The following is a 13,442-nucleotide window of genomic DNA, read 5'->3' as shown; positions in this document are numbered from 1 at the left end:
TCACAATAGAAACATTATAGGTATATATTATGCAGAAAATATTTTTTGGTTTTATCGCGTTTTTTGGTCTTATCACCTCTTGTGCTGATAAAGATATTTTTATTCTAAATGGGGAGATTGACAATGCCGGCGATTTAAAGAAAGTATTGTTGTATGAAGGGGATGCAGTAGTCGACTCGGCATTTCTTAACGAAGAAGATAAGTTTCGTTTTAAACGAACAGCGGTAGAGGCCAAGCCCTATACCTTGGTTATTGGTAGCCGATCTTATATGCTGGTTTTGGGTAATGGAGATCGAGTTGATTTTAAGACTGATTTGAATCAAAGTAGTGACAGCTATACGGTAACAGGTTCGGAGATTTCTTCTAGACTTCAAGCTTTAAGTAGTATAAGAGGTGAGTACCAAAAGGCTCAAAATGAGCTTCAGAATGAATATGAGACTAGACTGAATAATAATGAATCTCAGGCAGATGTACAAAAGGAACTCATTGCAAGAAACGAACAAATATTAGCTGAAACCTCGAAAAAAACATTGAATTTTGCTAATGAAAATCGCGAAAACCTAGCTGGTTTTTATGCTATGCTTTCGATATTCTCTCTTGATCCGATAACTTATGAGAATGAGTTAATTGAATATGCAGACGAAGCCAGAGAAAGGTTCCCCAATAATTCATCAGTTCAGTTCTTTGCAAATCATATGGCTGAATTGAAGCCTGTGAGTGTCGGTCAGAAAGCACCTGACTTTGAATCGCTGACTCCGACAGGTCAACCAGTTCGTTTATCTGATTTTAAAGGTAAATATGTTTTACTGGACTTTTGGGCATCATGGTGTGGACCTTGCCGAGAAGAGAACCCTAATATTGTTAAACAATATCATGCATTTAAAGATAAGGGTTTTACGGTACTTGGTGTGTCTCTCGATGATAACCAAGCCGCTTGGTTAAAGGCTATTAAAGACGATAAATTGGATTGGACCCAGGTGTCTGAGTTGAAACGCTGGGATAGTGAGGCTGGCATGCTGTATAAAATTACTGCGATTCCTGCGTCTTTTTTAGTAGATCCTGAAGGAATAATTGTTGGGAAAAATCTAAGAGGGGAAGCCCTGCAAGTTGCTCTAATGGAATATCTAAATGAATAAAGCCTTCCCTGTTAACGATTAATTAACACTAAGTAAACATTTAGGTTTTAATTAGTTTATATTTTAGCATAAAATTTAAATGAAATGAATGTTTCGAAGAATAAGATTTTAATCGTTGATGATGAACCTGATATTCGTGAGCTAATCGAATACAACCTCCGAAAAGAAGGTTATCAGGTTATGACTGCAGTTAATGGCAAGGAAGCGGTTCGAATTGCTAAAGAAAATATTCCTGATTTGATTATCCTCGATATCATGATGCCAGAGATGGATGGGATTGAGGCATGTCGAATAATGCGCACAATGCCTGAATTTAGAAATACATTTATGGTGTTTCTAACTGCTCGAAGTGAAGAGTATTCAGAAATTGCAGGTTTTAATGTTGGTGCCGATGATTATATTGCTAAACCAATCAAACCTAGGGTTCTTGTTAGCAGAATCAATGCTATTTTACGTCGAAACGTTCAACAGGAAGAACCGCTTTATAACCGAATAGAGATAGCGGATCTAGTGATTGACCGAGACGCATTTATGGTGTTTCGAGGGGAAGAGAAGATTGTACTTGCCAAAAAGGAATTTGAGCTACTTTATTTACTTGCATCTAAGCCTGGGAAAGTGTTCACGCGTGAAGTTATATTGAAAAGTATTTGGGAAGATTCCGTTGTCGTTACTAATCGAACAATTGACGTTCACATTCGTAAACTACGTGAAAAAATTGGTAATGACTACGTGACGACTGTTAAAGGTGTGGGTTATAAATTTGAAAAGACATAGCCTGAAGTCAGAATAAGCGTTTGGCTGTTGAGGTTACTCTGATTTTACGTACTTCAAGGCTAGATCTTCTAGCTCATCTAAATCAAAGGGTTTTTTTAAATAATCATCAGCGCCTGCTGATGCGGCTAGCTCGGGTAGGTTACTATTCGCTGAAAAAAGAATTACGGGTATATTCTTAAGTTCCGCTGATGCTTTTAGTTGCTGGGTAGCTTTTACCCCTCCGATATCCGGTATCCAATTATCAATTAGAACCATATCTGGATTTGCTGACTTTACTTGTGAAATAATGTCGTTGCAGTGGGTGGATGATGATACCGCAAAGCCCATGTTCTCAAATACATATGTACAGAAAAATAGAATATCTGAATCGTCATCCAGGATTAGTATTTTATGCGACATGTTTCAAGCAGTATAGTGAGTTGTCAATTTGTTTGCAAATAAGTTACATAAGCAAAATTAGTTCCAAGTTTTCTCGCGTCGTTGATAAGGTTCACGATGGATTTCAATATTGCTAATGCTCGAAGCATATCGTACTTTTGTGACGATGAATAATAATAGATCAATTCGTAAATTTGTAAAGCTTTCGGATCTAATCATATTTGAAGACTCAAATATGATTGTTATCAATAAGCCTCCATTGATTTCTTCACTCAACGATAGAGGGTCTGAAGAGCAGAATATTCACCAAATAGCGAAAGCATATTGTGAAAGTGCTCAAGTATGCCACCGTTTGGATCGCGAAACATCGGGCGTGATGATAATTGCGAAGAACCCAGAAACTTATCGTTTGGTGTCAATCGAATTTGAACACCGTCGTGTTGAAAAACGTTATCACGCGATCATAGAAGGTATTCATAAGTTTGAAGAAAGGTTGGTTGATCTCCCCATTTTAAATCAAGGGAATAAAAATGTAAGTATTGATAGAGTAAGGGGGAAGAACGCAATTACTTACTTTAATTCTGTTCGCTTTTTTAGACACTTTACGATGGTAGAGTGTCGTCCCGTCACGGGTAGAATGCACCAGATTAGGATTCATTTAGCAACGCTGAAAGCCTCCATAGTTGGGGATGATATGTATAAAGGTCAACCAGTATATCTTTCGCAACTTAAAAGAGGGTATACCTTAGGAAAAGGGAAAGAGGAGCGACCGATCATGCAACGCTTTGCCTTACATGCTAAATCGATCGCATTTCAACTTGACGGTAAAGAGTATAAGTTTGACGCACCTTACCCGAAGGATTTCGCTACATTGATAAAACAATTGGAGAAGTTTGATTTATAATCTCCGTGTATTGCTTTTGTATGACTTTTAATGGATTATAGAGACTAATATCCTAATATTTTCAGTACCTGTTTACTGTTTTGCTCCTCACCAAATACTTCAAAGTTGAAAGTTTCATCTCTGTTTCGACGAATGATCACGTGTTTAGGAGAAGGGAGCAAACAATGATGGATGCCGCCATATCCGCTTAAAACTTCTTGATAAGCTCCGGTGTGAAAGAAGCCTAGATACTGTACTTTTCGTGTTTTAGGCATGAATACATTGTTCATGTGAGCTTCGGAGTTATAATAGTCTTGTCCATCACAAGTGATACCTCCAAGATTAACTTTTTCATATTCGAAGTCCCAGTTGTTAATCGGGAGTAAGATGTATTTCTGATTTAATGCCCATACATCCGGTAAGTTTGTAATAAAGGATCCATCTAGCATCAACCAACGTTCGCGGTCATTCTGTTGCTTTCGGCCAATGACTTTGTATAAAATACCCGAGGCTTCAGCGACAGTATATTTACCAAACTCAGTAATAATGTCAGGTTCCATTACATCATGAAGTGCACAGATTTCTTTGATTCGGTTAACAATTTCATTTACCATGTATTCGTAATCGAAATCATGTACTAACGAATCTTTGAAAGGCATCCCACCTCCAATGTCCAATGTGTCAAGATCAGGGTTTATTTTCTTAAATTTACAGTATAAAGTGACGTATTTCTCAAGTTCAGTCCAGTAGTATGGGGTATCTGAAATGCCCGAGTTGATAAAAAAGTGGAGTAATTTGACTCTGAAGTTTGGGTTAGGAACAATTTTATTGTTGTAATAATCAATAATATCTTCCATTCTGATTCCAAGTCGTGAAGTGTAAAATTGTGAATCTGGTTGTTCTTCAGCTGCTATTCTAATTCCCAGATTACAAGGAGTGTCTAATTCGACTTCATCGTCGAAAAGATTAAACTCTTCTTTGTTATCGAGCACTGGAATAATATTTTTATACCCATCATGCAACATGTCAATAATATATTGTTTGTATTGATAGGTTTTAAACCCATTGCAGATAACGGTTATATCTTTATTTACGATACCTTTTTTCTCCAAAGCATCAATAACTGGCATATCAAACGCTGAAGAGGTTTCTAAGTGAATATCATTCTTTAGTGCTTCTTCAACAATGTGCCTGAAATGTGAACTTTTGGTACAGTAACAATATTTGTATGTACCTCGGTAATTATTTTTCAGTATAGCGGTTTGGAAAAGGATTTTAGCTTGTTGAATTTTTTTGCTAATTATCGGAAGGTAAGTAAACCGTAATGGTGTCCCATAGGTCTCAATCATTTCCATAAGGTTAATGTCGTGGAAATAGAGCTCATCGTCGATTATTTCAAATCCGTCTTGCGGGAAACCAACACTTAAGTCAAGAAATTCCTGATAGGTCTGCATTATTTTTTTAATTTTGGCAAAGATATGCTTTCACATCGAGATGTTGAACAAATCAACGTCAATTTTGTTCCCAATTTTTTGTGAACTTTGTTTGATTTTATCATAGTATGCGAGAAATTCAATTAATAGAGGTTAAGTCTGAACTTGGTGCAGGAACACGAGGAGCTAGTCTCGGTGTAGATGCAATTAAGATTGCTGCTTTGGATTTTGGTAGCCGATTTTTTAAGCAATATCCTTCTAAAGAAGTTCAGAACGAAAATCATTTACTATTTGAATCAACAGGAAGCCCTTATGGAAAGCGGATATCGGGTATTTTAACAGTATGTGAGCGTGTTGCAGATGAGGTTAACAAAACCTATCACGATCAAAAGTTCCCGGTCGTGTTAGCGGGAGATCACAGCACTGCTATTGGGACAATTGCAGGAATTCGGAAAGCTTATCCTAAGAAGAGATTGGGTGTTGTTTGGATCGACGCGCATGCTGATATTCATTCACCCTATACAACACCCACCGGAAATGTTCACGGAATGCCCATCGCTGTGTCGTTGGATGAGGATAACTTAGCGAACAAAATAAATAAACCAGACCAAGAAACAGTTAACTATTGGTTTCAATTGAAAAATATTGGGGCAATTGTTCCGAAGATACAACCACGTGATTTAATTTATATAGGGGTGCGAGACGTGGAAACACCCGAAGCCTCTCTGATTAAAAAGAAAAAAATAAAAAACATCAGTGTAGCAAATTTTCGAAAGCTCGGTGTCGAGAGGATTGTAAACGATATTACAAGCTATCTAGATCAGTGTGACATGATTTATGTCTCTTTTGATGTTGATTCGATGGATCCAACCATATCTCGTGGAACAGGAACACCAGTACCGAACGGTTTTACTGAACGGGAAGCGGGTGCTCTGGTTGCTCGGCTTTGTGCACACCCAAAGATATGTTGCTTTGAGATGGTTGAAGTAAACCCAACTTTAGACAGCGAAAACTTAATGGCAGAAAATGCATTTGAAATTTTGAACCGTGCAATCAACGCACTAGTTCACGATTAATAGTTTCCAGAATCAGATGAATATACAAGATCAATTAGTTGCAGCCGTATGCGATGCGGTAAAAGATTTATACGGCGCAGACTTACCTGAAAGTCAGGTAAGCTTACAAGAAACACGAAAAGAATTTGAAGGCGATATCACCATAGTGACATTTCCGATGGTTCGTTTTTCTAGAAAATCACCTGAAGCTACCGGAGCGGAGATCGGAGAGTATTTAAAGCAGAAACTATCGTTAATAGTAGAATATAATACGATTAAAGGCTTCTTAAATATTGTTATAGATGCAAAATATTGGGTAAGTCGATTAAATGAAGATATCTCGAAACCCGATTTTGGGCTTTTTCCTTCGAATGGAAAGAAGTTGATGTTAGAATATTCTTCACCTAATACCAATAAGCCACTTCATTTAGGACATGTCCGTAATAATTTACTGGGTTATTCTGTCTCTGAAATTCTCAAAGCGTACGGTTATGATGTTATTAAAGCAAATTTGGTTAACGACAGGGGTATCCATATTTGCAAATCTATGCTTGCCTGGCAACTTTTTGGTAATGGAGAAACACCTCAGTCTTCAGGTAAGAAGGGAGATCATTTGGTAGGTGATTACTATGTCGTTTTTGACAAGAAGTACAAAGAACAGATTCAACAGCTTGTGGCAGAAGGTCAAACTGAAGAGGAGGCTAAAAGGAATGCTCCTTTGATTAAGGAGGCTCAATTAATGTTGCAGCAATGGGAGGCAGGTGACGGAGAGGTAGTTGCGTTATGGAAGAAAATGAACAACTGGGTGTACGCCGGTTTTGAAGAAACCTACAAACAACTTGGGGTTGATTTCGATAAGTTCTATTATGAGTCTGATACCTATTTATTGGGGAAAGATATTATCCAAGAAGGATTAGAAAAAGGAGTTTTTTATAAAAAAGATGATAATTCTGTGTGGATTGACTTGAGCGATGACGGATTAGATGAAAAGCTAGTTCTACGCGGCGATGGTACTTCCGTATATATCACTCAGGATTTAGGTACAGCACAGCTTAAATATGATGACTTCAAAATGGATGAGTCGGTTTATGTTGTCGGCAATGAACAAGATTACCATTTTAAAGTTCTTTTTCTTATCCTCGATAAACTGGGGAAAGATTGGGCAAAAGGACTTTATCATCTTTCTTATGGAATGGTCGATTTGCCGACGGGTAAAATGAAATCCAGAGAAGGGACTGTGGTTGATGCTGACGACTTAATGGAGCAAATGTTTGATACCGCACGGGAGCGTACGGAAGAACTTGGGAAAGTAGAAGGATTTTCCGATGAAGAAAAAGATCGGCTATATAGACAGATCGGTTTAGGAGCTCTTAAGTACTTTTTATTGAAAGTAGAGCCAAAAAAACGACTTCTATTCAATCCTTCTGAGTCGATCGATTTTCAGGGACACACAGGCCCGTTTATTCAATATACCTATGCACGAATTAAATCTGTATTGCGTAAAGGAAGATATCATGGTGAAGAACATATAGATTCACTTACTTTTGCCTTAAAAACATCGGAGATTGAGCTGATTAAAGCATTGGATCGTTTTCCTGAAAAGATTAAGGCTTCAGCAGAGGAATTTAGTCCTGCTCAGCTTGCAAACTATATTTTTGACATCGCAAAACTCTATAATAAATTCTATCATGAAGAAAGTATTTTGCAGGCAGATGATGAAGAGGTAAAGGCATTCCGACTGTTTTTATCAAATGCCACTGCAGGTGTTATTGCTCGTGGAATGAACCTGTTGGGTATTGAGGTTCCCGAAAGAATGTAAAGACGACTTTAGGCTTTATCGTAAACATAAAAGCCTTCATTGGTTTTTCGTCCTAATTTTCCGGCTGTAACCATTTTCGTTAACAATGGGCATGGTGCATATTTGGGATTACCAAAGCCGTCATAAAGTACACGAAGAATTGCCAGACAGACATCGAGGCCAATAAAGTCAGCCAATTGCAATGGTCCCATTGGATGAGCCATTCCTAATTTCATTACTTCGTCAATTTCTTCTTTTCCGGCAACACCCTCGTAGAATGCATAAATTGCTTCATTAATCATTGGCATTAGGATACGGTTAGCAATAAAGCCTGGAAAATCATTGACCTCCACAGGGGTTTTGTCGAGTTTACGAGCAATACTCATGATTTGTGAAACCGTCGCATCACTCGTTTCGTATCCGCGAATGACTTCGACCAATTTCATCACCGGAACCGGATTCATAAAATGCATTCCTATAACCTGTTTCGGCCGTTTTGTAACGGACGCGAGCGTTGTAATAGAAATAGATGATGTATTGGAGGCCAATATAGTGTGTGACGGGCAGAATTGATCGATTTCACGGAACAGCGATCGTTTAGCTTCAAGATTTTCAGTAATGGCTTCTATCACCAGATCTGCTTCTTTCAGGCTTTCTTTTAATGAAGAAGAGAGCTTTATATTGGAAAGAGCTTGTACTTTTTGCAGCGGTTGTATTAATTCTTTTTTTACTTTTCTACTAAGATTTTGATCGATTGTTTGAAGAGCGTTATTTAGGCTATCTGGATTGGTGTCTACTAAGCTAACCTGAAAGTTATGAAGGGCGAAACTATGAGCGATGCCATTACCCATTGTGCCAGCGCCGATGATAATAATTTGTTTCATTTAGGATGTTTATTTTACTATAAAGTTAATAAAAAAAGCGACCCGCCTGAGAAGCGAGTCGCCTGATTGCTCTGAACCTGAAACAGAACAATCTTTACTAAACCTAAACCTAAAACTTAATCTATTCTGAAATCAAAAAAACTATTATAAAACTTGGTCTCTTTTTTACCTTTTATCTTGTTGGATCCTCTTTGTCGAATCCTGTTTTTGTCGCATTCCGGCGCCTCTTTTAAATCTATTGCGTCTTTGTTCCGAATACTTTATTTGAGCCTCTTCCCATTTCTCTTTTTGTTCAGCAGTAAGAACGCTTTTGACTTTCTCATTGTGCATTTTCCTGGCCTCTCTCATCTTTTCCGTTCTCTTTTTTAGATCATCTCTTTGTTCAGCCATTTTAGCCTGTGTTTCTTTTGCTCGATCTAAGTTGAGAGCGTATACTTTTTCCTTTTGCTCAGCCGTCAGGTCGAGTTGTTTAGTCATTATCTCTGTTGACCTTTTAGCTTGATCCTCGGGAGAGGATATTCTTTTTCGTCCTCTCTCTTGTGAGAAAGCGAATCCGCTCACCGTTAGTGCTAATATTAATAATGTTATCTTTTTCATCGCGTTCGTGTTTTTCTTTATTAGATAGAGTGTTTCGCGACAAAAAAGTTTAAGCAGCTAAATGTTAAAAAATGTTAATTTTAAAATTACTTGGGTTTGATTGTGCTGATTGTTTTTTGCATTTCGGTGATCATACTAGTTAGCGATTCCAGCGTTGGCTCACTGGTCGGTTCAGGGAATTCGGTGCTAATAAATGCTTTTGCTTTCCATACCTCGAGAATATCATTCGTTTCAATCCAGTATGGATCATAAGATTTGTTATCTGAAAGGAGTTTAAGGCCTTTGTCTGTTTTAAATTTGAACGCAATCCGTTTATAAACAACGCCCTCTGTTTTCGAGACGATAACATAGGTCTGCCCGGGTTTAATATTGTGCCAGTCTTCCATGTATTCTCCGATAATGATTGTTCCTGGCAGCAGCGGTAGCATCGAGTCGCCTTTAAGTTCAAAAGCCCTATAGGTACCTTGATTGAACATGGGTAGTTTAAATTTAGGGAGCTCGCTAATAAATTCCGGATCAGCATATCCATTCAAATAGCCCGCGCTTGCTTTGACAGGAACCAGCTCGATGTTTTCGTTATCGTCGTTGTCTGTCGTAATACTTAGAATTCTCAATGATGAACCATCTACAATTGACTTGGGTTTCCACTTGTCGTTTATTTTTTCATCAACTATTTCGTCTATCGTTAAGTCGAAAAAGTCTACTATTTTTTTTAGCAGTTCATATTTTGGCTCAGCCCGGTGTTCTTCATATGCGCCTACTAAAGAGCGTTTAATTCCCATTAAATCAGCAAATTGCTGTTGTGTTAACCCTTTCTTTTTTCTTAGGTAACGTAAGTTTGCAGCGATGTTAGACATTTTAAAAATAATTTTGTTATTACTAATATTATTAGTATAATTGTGCCATTAAAGTTAGTAATTAAAATTGAATCACCAAAAAAATTAGTTGAAATGGAAGGTAAGCAACAATTTGTGTATATATTGACAAATACCAATCGACAGAATTTTAAGATTGGTTTAACCGATGATTTAAGCTATACTGTACAATATTATAAGCAGAGGCAAGCTCAGAGTATTAATAAACATCAAGATGCGGCACGATTAGTATACTTCGAAGAGATTTCTCAGGACAGGGCGCTCAGTAGACTATGTGAGATTGACGCATATACAAGATCTCAGAAAGAAAGATTAATACGCAGAGACAATACAAACTGGATTGACCTTAGCCTTCGACTAGATATGCACCGGCTATCGAATACATACCGTAAGCTAAATGTCGCCTCTTAAATGATCTTTAACCTATTATAGTATCCTACCAACCTGGAGCGAAGTTAATTCCGAATGTTCCGAATTTAAGATCGTTTCTTTGGAAAGGAATTGCAAAATAAGGCTCGATTACAAAATATCCGAACATATTTACCCTAAGAGATACACCGGCACTCATTGCTGGGACACGTTCGTAGACATTCACATAAGCATTGGGATTTGATGGGCTAGGCACCTGTTCGACTAGGTCGGGCTCAGATTTAAAAGCAATCTTATCTCCTTCACTCCATGCCAAACCAATATCAAAAAAGAAGTTCAGATCGGAAAAAAGCATCCTTGATTCGATTAGAGATAGACGTTCTGGTCCTGTAAATGGAATTCTGGCTTCGATATTACCAACAGCAATTCGAGTACCCATTAACTGATTATAGTTAAAGTTAGAGAGGCCACCACCCTGATTATTGTAAAAGCTTGAAGATTCGTATCCGCGAATTAAATAAGGATATCCCAGAAACAGAGGATATAGCCGATCGCTGTCTTCTCCTACCCGCATGTATGTATAAGCACGAGCAGCTAGCGTAACTTTGTTCATTCGGTGGTACTTCCTTAAGTCGACTGTATAACTTCTGAAGTTGTAGTCACCAAAATACTGTTCTACACCTAATCTATACCGATAACCGGCAAGAGGAGCTGCTACACCAAACACCGAATTATCGCCTACGAGTGCTGTGTTCAACTGTTGAATAGTGAAAGCCTCAAAGCTTGAACCATATGTTTCTGCAGCTTCGTCTAAATTAATTTTTCTTCTGTCACCTCCTAAATAGTAAAGCGGATATCCACTGCCAGGATCTGCAGCGTAATAGTTTGTGTAGCGATCAATACGATAGCTATAATGTGCAAATGCGCCTCCCAATTCAACACGCGTTCTTCTAGAGAACGGATATGCTACGAATGCTTCAGCTTGCTCCTGAAATGTTCTTATAATATCGTAGTTGTCCAAGTAAGCTACTCCTGTCGGCGAGATCTGCGAGTTTTCATCAATCGATGCAGATACCAAACCAGAGATAAATGGGATATGAGATATTGCACCTCCCCAATTTAGGCGGCTAGCCTGATTGATATAGGCTACTTGCCCGCCGAAGTCATATATCTCACCGTTAATAGCCAAACCAGCAAAAATTTGATTTCGCCCTAAGATGTCAGAGAATATCCCCTGAATACCACTTGCCAAACCAGCGCCATATCGACTTCCTACAGAAACGCCCATGCCGCTACTTGCCAGATAGTCTAATTTAAACTTCGGTGTGTAGGCTATTGGGTATATTTGTGATGTATCAATCCTTGTTAAATTATTAAAATTTCTAAGGTTGGTATTGACAACGTCTACTCCATATGATTTAATAGGAGGGAGCATTGCAGCTGTAAAGTCTATTGCGTCATTTGACACACTCTGTGGGTCAAACTCATCGGCTTTCGCATTATATATGGTATAGGTTTGTGATCGATAGTATGAGTATAATATGTCGTCATTTGCAGAAACACTCAATGCCGGTGAATACTCGGTAATACCACTAATGCCTGTAAAATATTCAGTCAGCTGCTCGGTCGAGTTTGTTTCGATTGTATAGCGATATAAGTTTCTAAATCCGTCTCGGTTCGAAAGGAAATAGATTTGGCTGTCATCTCCGGAGAATTGAGGATTTAAATTATTCGCTGTTGGGAATACAGGCAGATCAACCACTTGTTTCGTTCCCATATCCATCAAGGAGAGATTAAAACTGATATTTACAGATTCATCGCCACGCTTAAAGCTGCCTCGGTCACTACTAAAAACCAAATGTCTGCCATCGTGTGAATAGGAGGGGTGATATTCCGAAAAAGGATCATCTGTTAATTGTGTTAGCTCTTTCGTTTGGATGTTATATTCATAGAGATCGCTTTGTCCTTGCTTCAAGCCAGAAAAAACAACAGAATTTCCGTCCGGAGCCCAAGTAATGTTACTAAATTCTCCCACTTCTCCCATGCCCTCAGTCAAAAGGGTTCTTCCATTCTCAACATCAGTGATCATGAGTTTATTACGTCCTTCAGAGAATACACTATAGGCAAATTTTCTACTGTCAGGCGAAAAACTACCCGCTGATTCGATATAGCTAAATTCATCAATATGACTGTTGCTGATTCGACTCGTTAATTTCCGTAGAATCTTGCCGGTTTGGGCATCAGCTAGGAAAAGGTCGATACTGAAGAGATCTTTTTCAGATAAGAATGCAACGTATTTACCGTCTGGTGAGATAGCTGGCGATACGTTCGTATTACCAGCATTGTTTTTGTCAATGATAATATTTCCAACAGGTTTTTTGGTTGTATCCGTTAAAAGTGGCTTATAGGTATTTTCGATAGCTTGTCTCCATAAACTAGAGACTGTCGCTTCATCGTAGCCCAAAACCCTGCGAACAGCCATTTGGTAACCATACTTTGCTGTAGCCTTAAATAGCGGCACAATGACCGTGTCTCCGTAAGTTGAACCGATATAGGACCAAAATGCTTGCCCGTAACGATATGGGAAATACTTATTACTTTCAGTCAGGTCTTTCAGTGTCGGTATATCCTGGTTGAGGTACGCATCGCGCATCCACATAGCTGTAAAGGCGTCTTTCTTTCCAACAGAAAGATATTCTGCCATACCTTCAACCATCCATAAGGGAAGGTTCCCAATGTTTTCCAATTGAGTGGAATCTCCTTCGATCAGTGAATGATACTGGAATGCGTGAACCATCTCGTGTCCGAGTACGTGCCGCGTTTGACTGTTAACCTGCATGATGGGCATTACTACCCGATTCTTAAACCCTTCCGTCACCCCGCCGGTCCCTACGCCGATAGTGCCTTGTATAGCAGTTGTTTGTTGAAAATCGGGATGGTTATTATAAATGATCAATGGGTTTTTATGGTCAAACGTATCCCGGAATATCTGTTGGTGAAGTTCATACCACAATTCACTTTCCTTTGCAAAATTCTCGAGAAGGGAATCATTCTCCATATAATAATACAGATTAAAATGCGGAGTTTCCTTCACTTTAAAATCAAGCTTCTTGTAGCGCATTTTATTTTGACCAAAATATTGAGCCTGAGCATCGAAGAACGAACAGAACAAAACAATCAGAAATGAAATCCTTATTACTGCATTCTTGTTAAGTCGTTTTGTAACCATATATTCCATCGTTTCTTTATAATTGTCTAGT

12 protein-coding genes are annotated in these 13,442 nt (G+C 38.4%); 6 read left to right on the top strand and 6 right to left on the bottom strand.

Annotated elements, in window-relative coordinates; translation table 11 throughout:
• Positions 1-29: 29 nt before the first annotated feature.
• Both D3P12_RS14570 and D3P12_RS14565 read left to right on the top strand, forming a co-directional pair.
• Positions 30-1,136, top strand: a complete 1,107-nt coding sequence (locus D3P12_RS14570; RefSeq protein WP_118196701.1) for a TlpA disulfide reductase family protein — start codon at positions 30-32, stop codon at positions 1,134-1,136.
• A gap of 84 nt (positions 1,137-1,220) precedes the next feature.
• The gene (locus tag D3P12_RS14565; RefSeq protein ID WP_118196699.1) at positions 1,221-1,910 is read left to right on the top strand and encodes a response regulator transcription factor; all 690 of its coding nucleotides are present in this window, start codon (positions 1,221-1,223) and stop codon (positions 1,908-1,910) included.
• 33 nt (positions 1,911-1,943) lie between these two features.
• Here the strand turns inward: D3P12_RS14565 and D3P12_RS14560 are convergent, their stop codons facing one another.
• Complete coding sequence (locus tag D3P12_RS14560) at positions 1,944-2,309, bottom strand: response regulator (RefSeq protein ID WP_118196697.1); 366 nt, start codon at positions 2,307-2,309, stop codon at positions 1,944-1,946.
• Positions 2,310-2,454: 145 nt separating this feature from the next.
• Between D3P12_RS14560 and D3P12_RS14555 the strand changes: the two genes are divergently transcribed.
• Positions 2,455-3,192 carry an RluA family pseudouridine synthase gene (locus tag D3P12_RS14555; protein WP_118197119.1) on the top strand — a complete coding sequence of 246 codons (738 nt, stop codon included), beginning with the start codon at positions 2,455-2,457 and terminating at the stop codon, positions 3,190-3,192.
• A 44-nt stretch (positions 3,193-3,236) separates the two neighbouring features.
• On the opposite strand, the gene D3P12_RS14550 is transcribed toward D3P12_RS14555, so the two are convergent.
• A complete protein-coding gene (locus D3P12_RS14550) occupies positions 3,237-4,625 on the bottom strand; it encodes an arginine decarboxylase (RefSeq protein ID WP_118196695.1) in 1,389 nt (462 codons plus the stop codon).
• A 107-nt stretch (positions 4,626-4,732) separates the two neighbouring features.
• Here D3P12_RS14550 and rocF point away from each other — a divergent pair, with 107 nt between their 5' ends.
• A complete protein-coding gene (gene rocF, locus D3P12_RS14545; protein WP_118196693.1) occupies positions 4,733-5,680 on the top strand; it encodes an arginase in 948 nt (315 codons plus the stop codon).
• A 16-nt stretch (positions 5,681-5,696) separates the two neighbouring features.
• Positions 5,697-7,478, top strand: coding sequence for an arginine--tRNA ligase (gene argS / locus D3P12_RS14540; RefSeq protein WP_118196691.1), 1,782 nt, complete (start codon positions 5,697-5,699; stop codon positions 7,476-7,478).
• An 8-nt stretch (positions 7,479-7,486) separates the two neighbouring features.
• Here the strand turns inward: argS and D3P12_RS14535 are convergent, their stop codons facing one another.
• The 3 genes from D3P12_RS14535 to D3P12_RS14525 all read right to left on the bottom strand — a co-directional run bounded on the left by D3P12_RS14535 (position 7,487) and on the right by D3P12_RS14525 (position 9,795).
• On the bottom strand, positions 7,487-8,341 hold the full coding sequence (locus D3P12_RS14535) for a 3-hydroxyacyl-CoA dehydrogenase family protein (RefSeq protein ID WP_118196689.1): 855 nt from the start codon (positions 8,339-8,341) through the stop codon (positions 7,487-7,489).
• Between the two features lie 165 nt (positions 8,342-8,506).
• Positions 8,507-8,938 carry a hypothetical protein gene (locus D3P12_RS14530; RefSeq protein ID WP_118196687.1) on the bottom strand — a complete coding sequence of 144 codons (432 nt, stop codon included), beginning with the start codon at positions 8,936-8,938 and terminating at the stop codon, positions 8,507-8,509.
• Between the two features lie 86 nt (positions 8,939-9,024).
• Complete coding sequence (locus D3P12_RS14525) at positions 9,025-9,795, bottom strand: XRE family transcriptional regulator (RefSeq protein WP_118196685.1); 771 nt, start codon at positions 9,793-9,795, stop codon at positions 9,025-9,027.
• 93 nt (positions 9,796-9,888) lie between these two features.
• On the opposite strand from D3P12_RS14525, the gene D3P12_RS14520 reads away from it, so the two are divergent.
• Positions 9,889-10,224 carry a GIY-YIG nuclease family protein gene (locus D3P12_RS14520; RefSeq protein ID WP_157970366.1) on the top strand — a complete coding sequence of 112 codons (336 nt, stop codon included), beginning with the start codon at positions 9,889-9,891 and terminating at the stop codon, positions 10,222-10,224.
• Positions 10,225-10,249: 25 nt separating this feature from the next.
• Here the strand turns inward: D3P12_RS14520 and D3P12_RS14515 are convergent, their stop codons facing one another.
• Positions 10,250-13,411, bottom strand: coding sequence for a DPP IV N-terminal domain-containing protein (locus tag D3P12_RS14515; protein ID WP_118197118.1), 3,162 nt, complete (start codon positions 13,409-13,411; stop codon positions 10,250-10,252).
• Positions 13,412-13,442 lie beyond the last annotated feature (31 nt).

The sequence above is a fragment of the Pedobacter indicus genome (assembly GCF_003449035.1).
Classification (GTDB): domain Bacteria; phylum Bacteroidota; class Bacteroidia; order Sphingobacteriales; family Sphingobacteriaceae; genus Albibacterium; species Albibacterium indicum.
Note: the sequence above shows the minus strand (reverse complement) of the source record. Positions and strands in the feature narration are given on the sequence as shown.

Coding starts and splice junctions, on each gene's coding strand:
- rocF (WP_118196693.1), top strand. CDS start 4,733: ATGCGAGAAATTCAATTAATAGAGGTTAAGTCTGAACTTGGTGCAGGA.
- D3P12_RS14520 (WP_157970366.1), top strand. CDS start 9,889: ATGGAAGGTAAGCAACAATTTGTGTATATATTGACAAATACCAATCGA.
- D3P12_RS14550 (WP_118196695.1), bottom strand. CDS start 4,625: ATGCAGACCTATCAGGAATTTCTTGACTTAAGTGTTGGTTTCCCGCAA.
- D3P12_RS14535 (WP_118196689.1), bottom strand. CDS start 8,341: ATGAAACAAATTATTATCATCGGCGCTGGCACAATGGGTAATGGCATC.
- argS (WP_118196691.1), top strand. CDS start 5,697: ATGAATATACAAGATCAATTAGTTGCAGCCGTATGCGATGCGGTAAAA.
- D3P12_RS14565 (WP_118196699.1), top strand. CDS start 1,221: ATGAATGTTTCGAAGAATAAGATTTTAATCGTTGATGATGAACCTGAT.
- D3P12_RS14525 (WP_118196685.1), bottom strand. CDS start 9,795: ATGTCTAACATCGCTGCAAACTTACGTTACCTAAGAAAAAAGAAAGGG.
- D3P12_RS14530 (WP_118196687.1), bottom strand. CDS start 8,938: ATGAAAAAGATAACATTATTAATATTAGCACTAACGGTGAGCGGATTC.
- D3P12_RS14555 (WP_118197119.1), top strand. CDS start 2,455: ATGAATAATAATAGATCAATTCGTAAATTTGTAAAGCTTTCGGATCTA.
- D3P12_RS14515 (WP_118197118.1), bottom strand. CDS start 13,411: ATGGTTACAAAACGACTTAACAAGAATGCAGTAATAAGGATTTCATTT.
- D3P12_RS14560 (WP_118196697.1), bottom strand. CDS start 2,309: ATGTCGCATAAAATACTAATCCTGGATGACGATTCAGATATTCTATTT.
- D3P12_RS14570 (WP_118196701.1), top strand. CDS start 30: ATGCAGAAAATATTTTTTGGTTTTATCGCGTTTTTTGGTCTTATCACC.